The 11,668-nt window shown below is 61.6% G+C and carries 15 protein-coding genes, 1 tRNA gene and 2 pseudogenes; 11 read left to right on the top strand and 7 right to left on the bottom strand.

The window, feature by feature from the left end; translation table 11 throughout:
• Positions 1-465 (top strand): annotated as a pseudogene (locus BG842_RS04290) (3-phosphoshikimate 1-carboxyvinyltransferase); the annotation flags it as partial.
• A 3-nt stretch (positions 466-468) separates the two neighbouring features.
• On the opposite strand, the gene BG842_RS04285 reads toward BG842_RS04290, so the two are convergent.
• On the bottom strand, positions 469-858 hold the full coding sequence (locus BG842_RS04285; RefSeq protein WP_069449816.1) for a hypothetical protein: 390 nt from the start codon (positions 856-858) through the stop codon (positions 469-471).
• A 104-nt stretch (positions 859-962) separates the two neighbouring features.
• On the opposite strand from BG842_RS04285, the gene aroC reads away from it, so the two are divergent.
• The 4 genes from aroC (at position 963) to BG842_RS04265 (ending at position 4,442) form a co-directional block, all read left to right on the top strand.
• Entirely contained in the window at positions 963-2,111 is a 1,149-nt protein-coding gene (gene aroC, locus BG842_RS04280) for a chorismate synthase (RefSeq protein WP_069449815.1), read from the top strand.
• A 135-nt stretch (positions 2,112-2,246) separates the two neighbouring features.
• Positions 2,247-2,510 (top strand): HalOD1 output domain-containing protein, encoded by a 264-nt coding sequence (locus BG842_RS04275; protein ID WP_069449814.1) that lies wholly within the window; start codon positions 2,247-2,249, stop codon positions 2,508-2,510.
• Positions 2,511-2,866: 356 nt separating this feature from the next.
• Positions 2,867-3,781 (top strand): hypothetical protein, encoded by a 915-nt coding sequence (locus BG842_RS04270; protein ID WP_069449813.1) that lies wholly within the window; start codon positions 2,867-2,869, stop codon positions 3,779-3,781.
• Between the two features lie 31 nt (positions 3,782-3,812).
• Positions 3,813-4,442 carry a uracil-DNA glycosylase family protein gene (locus BG842_RS04265; RefSeq protein WP_069449812.1) on the top strand — a complete coding sequence of 210 codons (630 nt, stop codon included), beginning with the start codon at positions 3,813-3,815 and terminating at the stop codon, positions 4,440-4,442.
• 74 nt (positions 4,443-4,516) lie between these two features.
• On the opposite strand, the gene BG842_RS04260 is transcribed toward BG842_RS04265, so the two are convergent.
• Complete coding sequence (locus BG842_RS04260) at positions 4,517-4,726, bottom strand: hypothetical protein (protein WP_069449811.1); 210 nt, start codon at positions 4,724-4,726, stop codon at positions 4,517-4,519.
• A 68-nt stretch (positions 4,727-4,794) separates the two neighbouring features.
• Here BG842_RS04260 and BG842_RS04255 point away from each other — a divergent pair, with 68 nt between their 5' ends.
• Positions 4,795-5,547 (top strand): DUF2064 domain-containing protein, encoded by a 753-nt coding sequence (locus BG842_RS04255; RefSeq protein WP_069449818.1) that lies wholly within the window; start codon positions 4,795-4,797, stop codon positions 5,545-5,547.
• A 33-nt stretch (positions 5,548-5,580) separates the two neighbouring features.
• On the opposite strand, the gene nhaC is transcribed toward BG842_RS04255, so the two are convergent.
• Positions 5,581-7,029 (bottom strand): Na+/H+ antiporter NhaC, encoded by a 1,449-nt coding sequence (gene nhaC, locus BG842_RS04250; RefSeq protein WP_069449810.1) that lies wholly within the window; start codon positions 7,027-7,029, stop codon positions 5,581-5,583.
• A 147-nt stretch (positions 7,030-7,176) separates the two neighbouring features.
• Between nhaC and BG842_RS04245 the strand changes: the two genes are divergently transcribed.
• Positions 7,177-7,259 (top strand) — tRNA-Ser (locus tag BG842_RS04245).
• Between the two features lie 57 nt (positions 7,260-7,316).
• Here the strand turns inward: BG842_RS04245 and BG842_RS31065 are convergent.
• The 3 genes from BG842_RS31065 to BG842_RS04235 form a co-directional block, all read right to left on the bottom strand.
• On the bottom strand, positions 7,317-7,472 hold the full coding sequence (locus BG842_RS31065; protein ID WP_254662890.1) for a hypothetical protein: 156 nt from the start codon (positions 7,470-7,472) through the stop codon (positions 7,317-7,319).
• Positions 7,442-7,963, bottom strand: a complete 522-nt coding sequence (locus BG842_RS04240) for a TMEM175 family protein (RefSeq protein ID WP_254662889.1) — start codon at positions 7,961-7,963, stop codon at positions 7,442-7,444. The genes BG842_RS31065 and BG842_RS04240 overlap by 31 nt, the downstream gene beginning before the upstream one ends.
• A gap of 63 nt (positions 7,964-8,026) precedes the next feature.
• Positions 8,027-9,004: a malectin domain-containing carbohydrate-binding protein gene (locus BG842_RS04235; RefSeq protein WP_069449809.1), complete on the bottom strand. Its 978-nt coding sequence runs from the start codon at positions 9,002-9,004 to the stop codon at positions 8,027-8,029.
• A 400-nt stretch (positions 9,005-9,404) separates the two neighbouring features.
• On the opposite strand from BG842_RS04235, the gene BG842_RS31060 reads away from it, so the two are divergent.
• Together BG842_RS31060 and BG842_RS04225 are read left to right on the top strand one after the other, a co-directional pair.
• Positions 9,405-9,836 carry a helix-turn-helix domain-containing protein gene (locus BG842_RS31060; protein ID WP_254662888.1) on the top strand — a complete coding sequence of 144 codons (432 nt, stop codon included), beginning with the start codon at positions 9,405-9,407 and terminating at the stop codon, positions 9,834-9,836.
• Between the two features lie 44 nt (positions 9,837-9,880).
• Complete coding sequence (locus BG842_RS04225) at positions 9,881-10,201, top strand: DUF5785 family protein (RefSeq protein WP_007977414.1); 321 nt, start codon at positions 9,881-9,883, stop codon at positions 10,199-10,201.
• On the opposite strand, the gene udk is transcribed toward BG842_RS04225, so the two are convergent.
• Entirely contained in the window at positions 10,202-10,942 is a 741-nt protein-coding gene (udk, locus tag BG842_RS04220; RefSeq protein WP_069449808.1) for a uridine kinase, read from the bottom strand.
• A gap of 183 nt (positions 10,943-11,125) precedes the next feature.
• Here udk and BG842_RS27105 point away from each other — a divergent pair.
• Both BG842_RS27105 and BG842_RS28610 read left to right on the top strand, forming a co-directional pair.
• A pseudogene (locus BG842_RS27105) lies at positions 11,126-11,260 on the top strand (GTP cyclohydrolase IIa); the annotation flags it as partial.
• An 88-nt stretch (positions 11,261-11,348) separates the two neighbouring features.
• A partial coding sequence (locus BG842_RS28610; protein ID WP_139136011.1) for a hypothetical protein occupies positions 11,349-11,668 on the top strand: 320 nt, incomplete at its 3' end.

Here is an 11,668-nt window from a genome sequence, read left to right as displayed (position 1 = left end):
TGGACCGGATGGGCGCGGACGTCGAGTGGAACCGCAACGACGGCGTGCTCACGGTTCGGCGGTCATCGCTCTCGGGCGTCACGGTCGACGTCGGCGACACGCCCGACCTCCTTCCGACCATCGCCGCGCTCGGCGCCATCGCCGACGGCGAAACGCGAATCGAAAACTGCGAACACGTCCGCTACAAGGAGACCGACCGCGTGGCCGTGATGGCGAAAGAGCTCTCGAACCTCGGAGCGAGCGTCGAAGAGGAAGACGACGCGCTCACGATTTACGGCGACGAATCGAACCTCGTTGGCTCGGTAGTGGACGGGCACGGCGATCACCGAATTGTCATGGCACTCGCGGTCGCCGGACTTACCGCCGACGGGACGACGATGGTCGCCGACGCGGAGCACGTTGACGTGTCGTTTCCCCGACTTCTTCGACGTCCTCTACGACCTCGGCGCGGGCGTACAGCGCTGAGGGTCAGTCCTTCTGGCACGTCGCGGTGACGCCGATTCCGTCCGGTCCGACGTCTATCAAAATGACGTTCGTGTCACAGCCTTCCATCCGCCAGTCCACGGTGCGCCACATGCCGTTGTCGAGTTGGACGTTCACCTCGTAGGTGTCCGCTTCGAGGATGTTTCGACGATTCGCTATCCATCCGGGAAAGAGGTAAAAGTCGGACTTGTAGTGGTCGCCCGTTCGATTTCCGTCGATAGTCACCGTGACGACCCGCCGCTCGTCGAAGAAATTGCGAACGCGGAGGCTCACCGGTTTCGCGGCGTCGGCACCGTTATCGACTGGAAGGCGACTGACACAACCCGCGAAACTTCCTGCGAGACCGAGCAGGGCGGTGAATCGACGCCGATTCATCGCCTCCGTCTTCGCGTTCCGGCTATAAATTTTCTTTCGGCCGTCGTGGCGAAACGTTCCGCGGCCTGTAACCTCTAAATGGTAGGGTGCCAGAGGAACGGGTAATGAACGGAAACCGATTCGGACGCCTCTTTCAGGTGACGACCTACGGCGAGAGCCACGGGGAATCCATGGGCGTCACGGTGAGCGGCTGCCCGGCGGGGCTGGAACTCACGACCGACGACGTACAGGCCGACTTGGACCGACGGAAACCCGGTCAGTCGATGATATCAACCAGTCGAGACGAACCCGACGCCGTGACCATCAACAGCGGGATTCAGGACGGTTACACCACGGGAACGCCCATCGGAATGGTCATCCAGAACAAGGACGCCCGCTCGGGAAAGTACGAACCGTTCATCACCGCGCCGCGGCCGAGCCACGGGGATTTCACCTACTCGGCGAAGTTCGGGACGCGAAACTGGGGCGGCGGCGGTCGGTCGTCCGCGCGCGAGACGGTGAACTGGGTCGCGGCGGGAGCCATCGCCAAGAAGATACTCTCGTCCGTCGGCATCGAACTGAAAGCCCACGTCAACCAAATCGGCGACGTGCGCGCCGACGACGTGAGTTTCGAGCAGATACTCGAACACAGCGAGGAGAACGAAGTCCGATGCGCCGACCCCGACGCCGCCGCCGAGATGCGCGAGCTGATAGACGACTATCAAGAGAAGGGCGACTCCATCGGCGGGTCGATATACTTCGAAGCGCGCGGCGTTCCGCGCGGGTTGGGCGCACCGCGGTTCGATTCCGTCGAGTCTCGACTCGGACAGGCGATGATGTCCATACCGGCGACCACCGCTTTCGAGTTCGGGCTCGGTCGAGAGGCACGCGAATGGGCCGGGCACGACCGAAACGACGAGTGGGAGTTCGACGAGAACGACGACCCGAAACCCGTGACGAACCGTCACGGCGGCCTGCAGGGCGGCATCACCACAGGCGAACCGATTTACGGCGAGGTTACGCTCCACGCGCCGACCTCGATTCCGAAGACCCAGACGACGGTCGATTGGGAAACCGGCGAGGAGAAGGACGTGCAGGTCATCGGCCGTCACGACCCCGTGCTCCCGCCGCGCGGCGTCCCCGTGGTCGAAGCCATGCTCGCGCTGACGCTCGTGGATTTCATGTTGCTCGGCGGACGGGTCAATCCCGACCGACTGGACGACCGACCGGGTGCATACGAAACGGACTATCATCCCAGCCGCCCTGAGACGTAATTTTACATCGTTTGCGTCACATATTGCTGTTGTATCGTAGATGACAGACCAAATGTCGACAGTGGCGAAGAAAATGGAGCAAACACCCCGACGCGCGTCGCTTCCGATCCGCACGCGTACCACGTGTATTGTGACATGGCGACATCACGATTTCTGATCGAAACCGTCATCGAATCGGTCGCGTCGATTCGAGGCGTAGACCCGACCAAAACTCGAATTCCGCTGGCTGACGTTATCGATCCCGACGCCCTCGACGCGCTCTTTACCGACACCCGTGAAGGGAAAGGCCGAAAACAGGGCCACATCACGTTCGCGATGGACGGTTTCACGGTGTTCGCACACTCGAACGGGCACGTGTTGCTCCGTGAACGACCCACTGACGACGAGAGCGGACACTAAGACTGTCGCATCCGTTCGACGAGCGCCATCGTGCAGTCTCATCCCTTTTATTCACGAATAAACTTATTACGAATTGCATCGTACGAGGCGAACAGACGACGGCGAACGGCAGTACTCCGATCGTCGTATTTCGCACCGGTCATCGCGGTCGAACCGGTCGGCTGCGCCGTCAGAGATGGCTTCGGAAGCGTCCGCTGACGCGCGAACCCGTGCCCCCCCCTTCAGCATAAAACGATTCCCCAACCCACCGCGAACCACAGAACCGAACCAATGATACATCATCGTACCTTTTCCCCTCGGACCACGACCCTCCAGCAGCTATCGCACGCGACGAACGAGCACCGAGACCAGCCGCCATGACGAACGCGAATCTCGATTTCGAGACAGGAAGATGCATCCTCGTCACCACTCCGGCGAGCGATGACGGTCGTACGGGAGATCACGATTTCCCCGCCCTCCCGTACGACGAAACGAACGCACTGGTGGCCGTGACGTGCGATAAGTCCGCCGAGTCGTTCCTCCGAACGTGGCGACGCTCCGTCGGAGCGCTCCCCGACCGGGTTCGACTCGTCGAGGTTGGCGGAGCGATACCGTCCACTGAGGACGGATCATCCGCCGAACGCACCGTACAGGCGGCCGTCGAAGCCGTCCACCGACCGAACGACCTCGACGGAATTCTATCGGCGGTCGCGTCCGCGCTCGCGGCGAACGACGGGGAGACAACGGTCGTTTTCGACTCGCTCACGACCGCGTTCGAGCACGTCTCACCCCGCGAAATAATTCCCTTCTTCGATGCCGTCTCCGAGCGACTCGCGGACGCGAACGCCGTCGGGTACTTCTGTTATCACGGCGCGGCCGACGATTCGGAGATCGCTCCCCTACGAGTGTTCGCGGACGAGATGGTCGAAGTCACCGACGAGGGAGACCGCGACGTTCGCTCGTCCGCGACGATGGTCCGAGACGGCCCCTCGCTCGACGGCATGTTCGAGGCGCTCGGTTCGAGACGCCGACGTGACGCACTTCGGTACCTTCTCGATACAGACGGGGGGGTCGCTATCGACGAGTTGGCGACGGCGGTCGCACGGCGCGAAATCGGCGAGGAGGAACTGGAATCCACCCAGCACCGTCAGTACTACTCGACGCTGTATCAGCTTCACCTCCCGAAACTCGATTCCGCGGGCCTCATCGATTACGACGAACGGGGCCACCGCGTCTCGGCGCTCGACGGCGCGCGATGGGCGGCGTCGTTTCTCGCCCTCGTCGAGGAGTAGCCCCTTTTAGGCTCGCCGCACAAGCGAATGCATGAACGCGAAACAGGAGGAGCGCTCGAACCCCTTCGGAATGGACGAGGAGTGTACGAACTGCGATTTGTGTAACCGCCGTGAACGAGTCGTCCACGGCTACGGCGACGTGGACGCCGACTTCCTGTTCGTCGGCGAGATGCCGAGCGCGGGGGCGGACGAAACCGGCGTCCCGTTCACCGGCGACGCAGCGGGGGAGCGACTACAGGGACTTCTCGGTCGGCTCGGCATGAACGAGTCCCCGGCGGACGCCGAGGAACCCGAAATCGAGAACGCGTTTCTCACCTATCTGACGCGCTGTCACCACCCGGAACGCCCGCCGAACGACGGCGAGATAATGACGTGTGAGCCGTATCTGAACGCCGAGATTCGGATGATAAACCCCGAAATTCTCGTCCCGGTCGGTGTGGGCGCGCTGGCCGAAATCGCCGCCGAATACACCACGAAACCCGCGGCGGACATCGACATCGTGGACGACCACGCGACGACGATTCGCGGGCGGGGCTTCGAACTCGTGCCGATGATACACCCCGAAGAACAGACGGACGAACAGACGGAAGCGTTCGTCGAGCACTTCGCCGAGTTGATGGGGACGGACTACCGCCAGACGAAAGGACGACAGGGCCGATAACGGCAGACAAAAGGCGGTACGGCCGATACGAGTCGACGAAAGAGCGACAGGGACGACAAGCGGTCTCGATTTGGTCACCAGTACGGGTTCTGCCGCCACCGCTTCGAGCGACCGCCGACGTGTGCCAGTCCGGCGATGGCCACAACGAGCAGGGCGATGGAGGCGATGCTGGCGGTAACGGCGTCGCCGGTGAGCGTTTGCGTGACGAACGCGACGAGAGCGCCGAGCGTGAGCACCGCCAGGACGGCGACGCCGAGCAGGCCGAGGGGTTTCGTCCAGTGCATGGCCGAAATTGGAACGAGGAGGCCATAAAATGGTGGCTTTCAAGGCGCTTCCGCACCGACGGGCGGGTATGACCACCATCGCCGTACTGGCCGACCCGCCGCGCGAAGGGTTCGTCCTGCCGAAACTCCCCGAAACATCGCCGCTCTCCGCGAGCGAGGCGACCGAACTGTACGCCGCCATGCTGAAGGACACGTTCCTCGCGGCGGCGAACAGCGGCGGCGAACTGCTCGTCAACTACCGTCCCGACGACCAAATCCCGGACGAGTACGAGGGTGCCGGGAGTTCCGAGGAGGAACTCCGCGCGCTGGCCGAGGAAGCGCTCGACGACGTGAGCGACGTGCGCTTCGAAGTGCAGGTCGGCGAGACGTTCTCGGGACGCGCCGGAAACACGGCGACCCACCTGCTCGAAGAGGAGGGAGTGACTTCGGTCGCCATCGTGGACGGCACCGCGCCCATGCTGACGCGGAAGGAGATCGACAGCGCGGCGATGAAACTCCGTCGGAGCGAGGTCGTCCTCGGCCCCGCGGACGACGGGCGACTCTACTACCTCGGCGCGACGGGCACCATCGACTTCGATGACGTGTACACCGTGCCGGAACTCGAAACGGCGACCCATCGCGCCGTCGATGCCGGACACGACGTTGACTACCTCCCTTCGATGACGAGCGTGGTGACGGGCGAGGACCTGCGGTCGCTGATTCCCCTGCTGAACGCACGTATCGCCGCGGAACGAATCGTCCCGGTCAACACGGCGTCGTACCTCCACGAACTCGGCGTGCGCGTCGAAGAACGGGACGGAGAACGCAAATTGGTTCGGTAGAAAAGTCTCCTTCGTTCGTCATTCAGACGTCCGTCAGTCGGCGGACGGGACCGTCCCCGCTTTTTCCGACGATTCGGTTTCGAGCCGCCACCCCGTGAGCGCCATCACGAACAGGATGGCAGGGGAGAGGAAGCCGAAGAGGTAGTACGGTGCGTAGGAGAGCGTCGAGACGCCGAGCGCACCCGCCATGTAGATGGCTCCGGCGTGCCACGGGATGAGCGCGCCCGTCGGCGTCCCGGCGGCTTCGACGGCCCGCGAGAGGTCGCTGCTGTCGAGTCCGTGCTCCTCGTAGAGGTTGCGAAGCGTCATGCCCGGCACGACGATGCTCATGTACTGCTGGGCGGTGAGCACGTTCGTCACCATCGCGGCCGCACCCGTTCCGGCGACCAAGCCGCCCACGCTGCTGAGCGACTCGGAGAGGCGGTGTGCGAGGACGGCGAGGACGCCCGTCGTCTCCAGCAGTCCGCCGAGAGCGAGCGCCGCGACGACGACGCTGATGGTCCACGCCGAACCCTGGATTCCGCCGCTCTGGAGCAGCCCGTTGACGAGTTCCATACCCGTCTTCGGTTCGGTTCCGGCCAGCGCGACGTTCCACGCGGCCGTGAACGACACCCCTTGGACGAGGATGGCCGTCCCGACGCCCGAGAAGATTCCCGCGACGAGCGACGGCAGCGCGGGGTATCCTCGGAGCGCCAGCCCAAACGTCACCACGAGCGGGACGAACACCAGCGGCGAGATGTGGTACGTTCCGAGCAGCGCCTGCTGGATGTTCCCGACGCGACCGGTCGGCACCGCGCCGCTGGCCCGGAGGCCGAGAATCGCGTAGCCGACGACGGCGAGACCGAACGCGAGCATCGTCCCGGTTCGCATGCGACGGATGTGGTCGTACAGTTTCGTGTTCGTCACCGCCGCCGCGAGGTTGGTCGTGTCCGAGAGTGGCGACTGCTTGTCACCGGCGTACGCGCCGGAGAGGATGGCCCCGGCGGTCATCGGCGCGGGAATCCCGAGTCCCGACCCGATGCCGATGAAGGCGACGCCGAGCGTCCCCACCGTGGTCCACGACGACCCGATGGAGAAGGCGACGAGTCCCGACAGCACCGCCGTCACGGGGAGGAAGACGGTCGGCGACAGCAGTTTCAGCCCGTAGTACATCAGCCCCGGAATCGTCCCGGAGCTGATCCACGTCGCGATGAGGGCGTAGATGGTAAACAGGATGAACACGGCCTGTAGCCCCATTAACAGGCTGTCCGCGATTCCATCGTACAAGTCCTCCCACGAGAGGCCGAGGACGTAGTAGCCGACGAGACCGGTGAACGCGATGGCCCACAACAGCGGCATGTGGGGGTCCATCCCTAACCACGCCGACCCGACCGCGAGAAAGACGACCGTGGCGAGAACGGGCAAGAGCGCCTGTCCGAACGAAGGTCGCCTGTCCTCCGGCAACTCGTCGTACGTCAGCGGCTCGAAATCCAGTGATGACATCGTACCCGGGGAAATGCACCAGGGGAATTAAACGGTTATGATTCAATGTCCTCGAATAATATTTCACTCGCGTAATCTATCTCGATGGATACGTCGCCGAACCGAGACCGACACTTCTTAGACCCGGTACCGAGTAGACCCGCCCGTGGTGGGATGGCAGAGCGGCCTATTGCGCCTGCCTTGAAAGCAGGTGGCGTCATGCCTCTTGGGTTCAAATCCCAATCCCACCGTTCTCGACGCGAGCAACTCGTGAGCGTCGAGTGAGGCGATTCGAGTCATCGTTTGGTTTACAACGTCGATTCTTCCGTTTCTCCTTCGAGGTAGTTGACGAGCCGTGATTCGAACAGGGCGGTGAAGGGCAGGACCAGCAACCAGCTGAAAATAGCGACGAACGGGTCGATGAACGCGATTCCTATCGAGAGGACGAAGACGGTCGGAGACACGAAAAATCGCGCAGCTCGGATGGCCATCGCACGGGGAGGGAGCCCTTCCTGTACGAGGCGTGTCCGTGCGGCGTGGCCCACAATCCAGCGAGGAGGAAGCCCGTGGCGGCGAGCGTTCCCGCATAGAACATGACGCCGAACCGGTCGGGATAGGCGGTGAACAGGGACGTGGCGTAGGGCACGAACGCGACGAACAGGAGGAAGAGGAGATTGAGCCAGACGAGGCGTTTGTCGGACTTCTCGATGTACACGAACACCCGTCTGTGGAGCACCCAGTACGACCCGATGACGAGGAAGCTGAACACGTATCCGAACAACTCGTGCCACTGTTCGAAGACGAGGGCGGGAAGCACCGACGCCGGTTCTCCCGCCGGAACTGTCGGCACGGAGATGTCCAGCACCAGCAACGTGATGGCGATGGCGAAGACGCCATCGCTGAACGTGACGAGGCGTTCCGTCTCCTCCGTCTCCCGTGAAAGAAGGCCGCTCATGCGGCCGATGTACGACGTTCACACGCTTTTATCTATCTCTGCGTCGAAATAGACGAGCAGGAGTTACGCCGGTTCGAACCCCGAGTCCGTGACCGCGGCGAGCGGTTGGGTGGGCACGTCGCGGGACCACGACCATCCGTCGGTTCCGTCCGAGCCGTCGCGGCTGTTGTTCACGTTGCCATCGTTCACCCGGACGATTTCGATGCCCGAGAGCATGGGGTCTTCCTTCCGGTGGAGGAACTTCACGTTGAGGGTGCCGTCGCGGACGGTGACGGTGTACGATTTCATCGTTCCCCGGTCGTGACCGAGTTCTTTGTACATGTTGTACTTGTGGAGGACGCGGTTGCCCTCGATTTCGACGTCGAACTCCCGCGGTCCTTCCTTCTTGTGGTCGTTCCAGCCCGAGTTGCCGAGATAAGTCTCCGCGAAGTACAGTCTGACCTCGTATTTCCCGCTCCGCACCGGGAAGCGGTACTGCATCTCCGTGTCGTCGGTCCGGTCGTTCTTCGTGTCGGCGTCGTACCGCCGACTCTGGAACATCGCCTCGGGCGTGCCCGCTGGAACCGCGGGCGTCATGGCGATGGGGTCGTTCGTTCCGTTGGTGTGACTGCCGCTGACACGCGCGTTCCCGAACCGAACGGGGTCGTTTTCGGAATCTGCCAGCCAGTTCGGGCCAGTGTCCGATGACGAGAGCCATCGGCCACCGACGTTGACACGGTACCGAACCGTCTTACTCGGTGCCGTCGTCGCTGTCGTCGTTTGTGTCGTCGTTGTGGTCTGTGCCGTCGTGGTGGACGGTCGCGTGGTGGTCGAAGTCGTTCGTGTCGTTTGCGTCGTTTGCGCTGCCGTCGTGGTCGTGGCGGTCGGCGTCGTCTGTGTCGTTTCGACCGGGGTACTGGTGGGGTCGTTCGCACCGCCGGACGCCGGTTGGAGCACGCCGCCCGGCACCCCCGTCACGATCAGTATTCCCGCAACGAAGAAAACGACGCCACCGCCGATAAGTATCCCGTGGATGAATCCGCCGGATGAAGAGCCTGACATGTTTCTCATCTCCCCCGCGTATACCGCGCCATGCTCCGAGGTTCAACAGGCCACCCAGTTAATTATACACCGGTTAAAGTACAATCGAGCCGAAAGTACGTGCGTGCTTTCACTGACCATATTTGAACACACTTGAATTAGCAAGCACAACAGCGAACAATCTGGTGTTTGTTGTAACTCGGGTGAGTACGGTTGCTGAAATCGCACTCCCGACGAGCGAATTTGCACTCCACGAGACGTTTTCGCGGGTGCCCGAGGCGAGATTCGACGTTGTTGGAGTCGTTGGACACGATGTCGAGAACATGATGCCGCAGTTGCGAGCGACGGCACCGGATATTTCGACTATAGAGCGAGCTTTCGACGAGGATAGTACCGTTACGATTCGACGCTTTTGACGAGGATGAACGACAGGGGTCTGTTTGCGATGCGATGGGGACGGAGCGTTCACGAGGTTTTAGCCCCGCTTACGAAGGACGATACGACCGTCTTCACCGCACGCGCCGCGGAGTACGAGTGGCGCTTTCGTATCCCGTTTTCGAACAGGGAAATTCTTTCTTCCGTGTACGAGTCGTGTCACGACGTCGGCATCCCGATAGAGATACAGAACGTCCAAAAGCGGACGACGATGGTAACTGAACAGCACGAACTCACCGAGCAACAACACGAAACGTTGCGGAGCGCCATGGAATGGGGGTACTACGAGATTCCGCGGCGGGCGACGGCCACGGACCTCGCCGAGGAACTCGGCGTCTCACACCAAGCCATCTCGGAACGGCTGCGGCGCGGTCATCGGTGTCTGGTCGAACGCGGACTCCCCACGCCGAGAAAGTGAGACAGAAAGCAACCCTTTTGCTCTCCCCTGATAGAGGTGCGAACATGGACTGGCCTCACGACCCGGATGGTGACGAAGGGAGCGAGGGAGGACGAAAGTACGGACTCGCTATCCTCGCGAAGAAACTGGACGAGGACGAGGACTTCCCGCTCGAACGCGACGAGTTCGTCGAGGAACACTCCGACGAGCCGATTCGGATCAACTACAAGAAGGTCGTCAGCGTCGGCGACATCTTCGAATACGTCGAACCGACCGAGTTCGAGACGATAACCGACTTCCACAAAGCCGTCGGCAACGCGATGCGGGCCGGTGGCTTCTGGGACTACCACCCGGTCGGCGAAAACCCCGAGAAGAAACGCGCCTAACTACTCCGACTTTTCCGACGACCATCGCTCGCCGCCACCGTCGGGTGTCGCGGCGGGCGCTTCTGGTCGCTCGGTTCCCTCGTCCGTCGGGAGTCGAATCTCTTCTTCGACGTCCCACGCGTGCTCCGTTCGCGTCTCCGCACGGACCTTCTCTTCGAGGAGGTTGACCGCGACCCGGTTTGCGCCCTCGGGGATGATGAGGTCGGCGTGCTTTTTCGTCGGTTCGACGAACTGCTCGTGCATCGGCTTGACCGTCGAGAGGTACTGGTCCATGACGCCTTCGAGGTCGCGTCCGCGGTCCACCACGTCCCGCTCGATTCGGCGGAGGATACGCACATCGGCGTCGGTTTCGACGTACACCTGCAGGTCGAGCATCTCGTTGACTTCGGAGTCGTACAGCGCGAGGATGCCTTCGAGGACCACGACGTCCGTCGGCTCGATCGTGACGCGTTCGTCCTTGCGGTTGTGGACGCTGAAATCGTACTGGGGCATCTCGATGGATTGGCCCGAAAGCAACGAGTCGAGATGGTCGCGGAGCAGTGCCCATTCGAACGCCGACGGGTGGTCGTAGTTTATCTCCGTCCGCTCCTCGAAGTCGAGGTGCGAGAGGTCCTTGTAGTAGTTGTCCATCGGAATGCGAGTGACAGAATCACTCCGCGCTTCCGTTATCTCGCGGGCCACTGTCGTCTTCCCCGCGCCAGTGCCCCCCGCGATACCGATGACGAACGACGGGATACTCATTGTGGGGTGCAGGTGGAAGGGAGATTTGAATCCCCCGGAATCCGAATCGGTCCGAGAACTGACGGTCCGATATTCCCACGGTTCACCGTCCTATCCCCCAACGATTTCCCACCATCCCATTTTTGAGACGCAAATCACGATTAGGACCGCTTATACGATAGTGCTGCCAACACACGACCAACAGTGACGAACGCCCAGATAACGTTGATTCAGATCGACAACTACGGGCCATGGACCGTGACGCCCGAACCGCGTCGGGAAGTGGACCTTCAAACGTTGCAATCGCGCTTGTACGCCGACCTCTCGCAACTCATCGGCAGAAACTTCCTCAGAGGTCGATACGAACAGTTTCCCACTCCAGCAATCGCGGCGCACGCTCGTTCGACTCCTCGGTTCAGCAATTGCTATGGGAGCGATTTCTGGGTCTGCTGTTGGTGGTGGTGACAACAACGATAGAAAATGTACGGTTGCTAATCGCGAAGACAAGAGAAATGATTCCTTCGATTTGAATGGTCTGTCACTCTCCGATGACGAATTCCATCTTGAGTGGATGCAGTTCACGCCAACTATCGATGGTGAAACAAAGGAGATGTTCGCCATTGAGGGATTTGCGGCAACCATCAAGAACGATGAAGTCACTAGGATGGATGTCGATTCCATTGAGGTACACGAAGACCTTGAGAAAATCATCATGGAATCAGTCAGTTATCTCGCAGACGGGGACAT

This window comes from Haladaptatus sp. W1, assembly GCF_001723155.1.
Classification (GTDB): Archaea; Halobacteriota; Halobacteria; order Halobacteriales; family Haladaptataceae; genus Haladaptatus; species Haladaptatus paucihalophilus.
This window is presented reverse-complemented; position numbering and strand designations above follow the sequence as displayed.

Coding starts and splice junctions, on each gene's coding strand:
- BG842_RS31060 (WP_254662888.1), top strand. CDS start 9,405: ATGAACGACAGGGGTCTGTTTGCGATGCGATGGGGACGGAGCGTTCAC.
- BG842_RS04225 (WP_007977414.1), top strand. CDS start 9,881: ATGGACTGGCCTCACGACCCGGATGGTGACGAAGGGAGCGAGGGAGGA.
- BG842_RS04270 (WP_069449813.1), top strand. CDS start 2,867: ATGACGAACGCGAATCTCGATTTCGAGACAGGAAGATGCATCCTCGTC.
- BG842_RS04240 (WP_254662889.1), bottom strand. CDS start 7,963: ATGAGCGGCCTTCTTTCACGGGAGACGGAGGAGACGGAACGCCTCGTC.
- nhaC (WP_069449810.1), bottom strand. CDS start 7,029: ATGTCATCACTGGATTTCGAGCCGCTGACGTACGACGAGTTGCCGGAG.
- BG842_RS04255 (WP_069449818.1), top strand. CDS start 4,795: ATGACCACCATCGCCGTACTGGCCGACCCGCCGCGCGAAGGGTTCGTC.
- BG842_RS04285 (WP_069449816.1), bottom strand. CDS start 858: ATGAATCGGCGTCGATTCACCGCCCTGCTCGGTCTCGCAGGAAGTTTC.
- BG842_RS04260 (WP_069449811.1), bottom strand. CDS start 4,726: ATGCACTGGACGAAACCCCTCGGCCTGCTCGGCGTCGCCGTCCTGGCG.
- udk (WP_069449808.1), bottom strand. CDS start 10,942: ATGAGTATCCCGTCGTTCGTCATCGGTATCGCGGGGGGCACTGGCGCG.
- BG842_RS04275 (WP_069449814.1), top strand. CDS start 2,247: ATGGCGACATCACGATTTCTGATCGAAACCGTCATCGAATCGGTCGCG.
- BG842_RS04235 (WP_069449809.1), bottom strand. CDS start 9,004: ATGTCAGGCTCTTCATCCGGCGGATTCATCCACGGGATACTTATCGGC.
- aroC (WP_069449815.1), top strand. CDS start 963: ATGAACGGAAACCGATTCGGACGCCTCTTTCAGGTGACGACCTACGGC.
- BG842_RS04265 (WP_069449812.1), top strand. CDS start 3,813: ATGAACGCGAAACAGGAGGAGCGCTCGAACCCCTTCGGAATGGACGAG.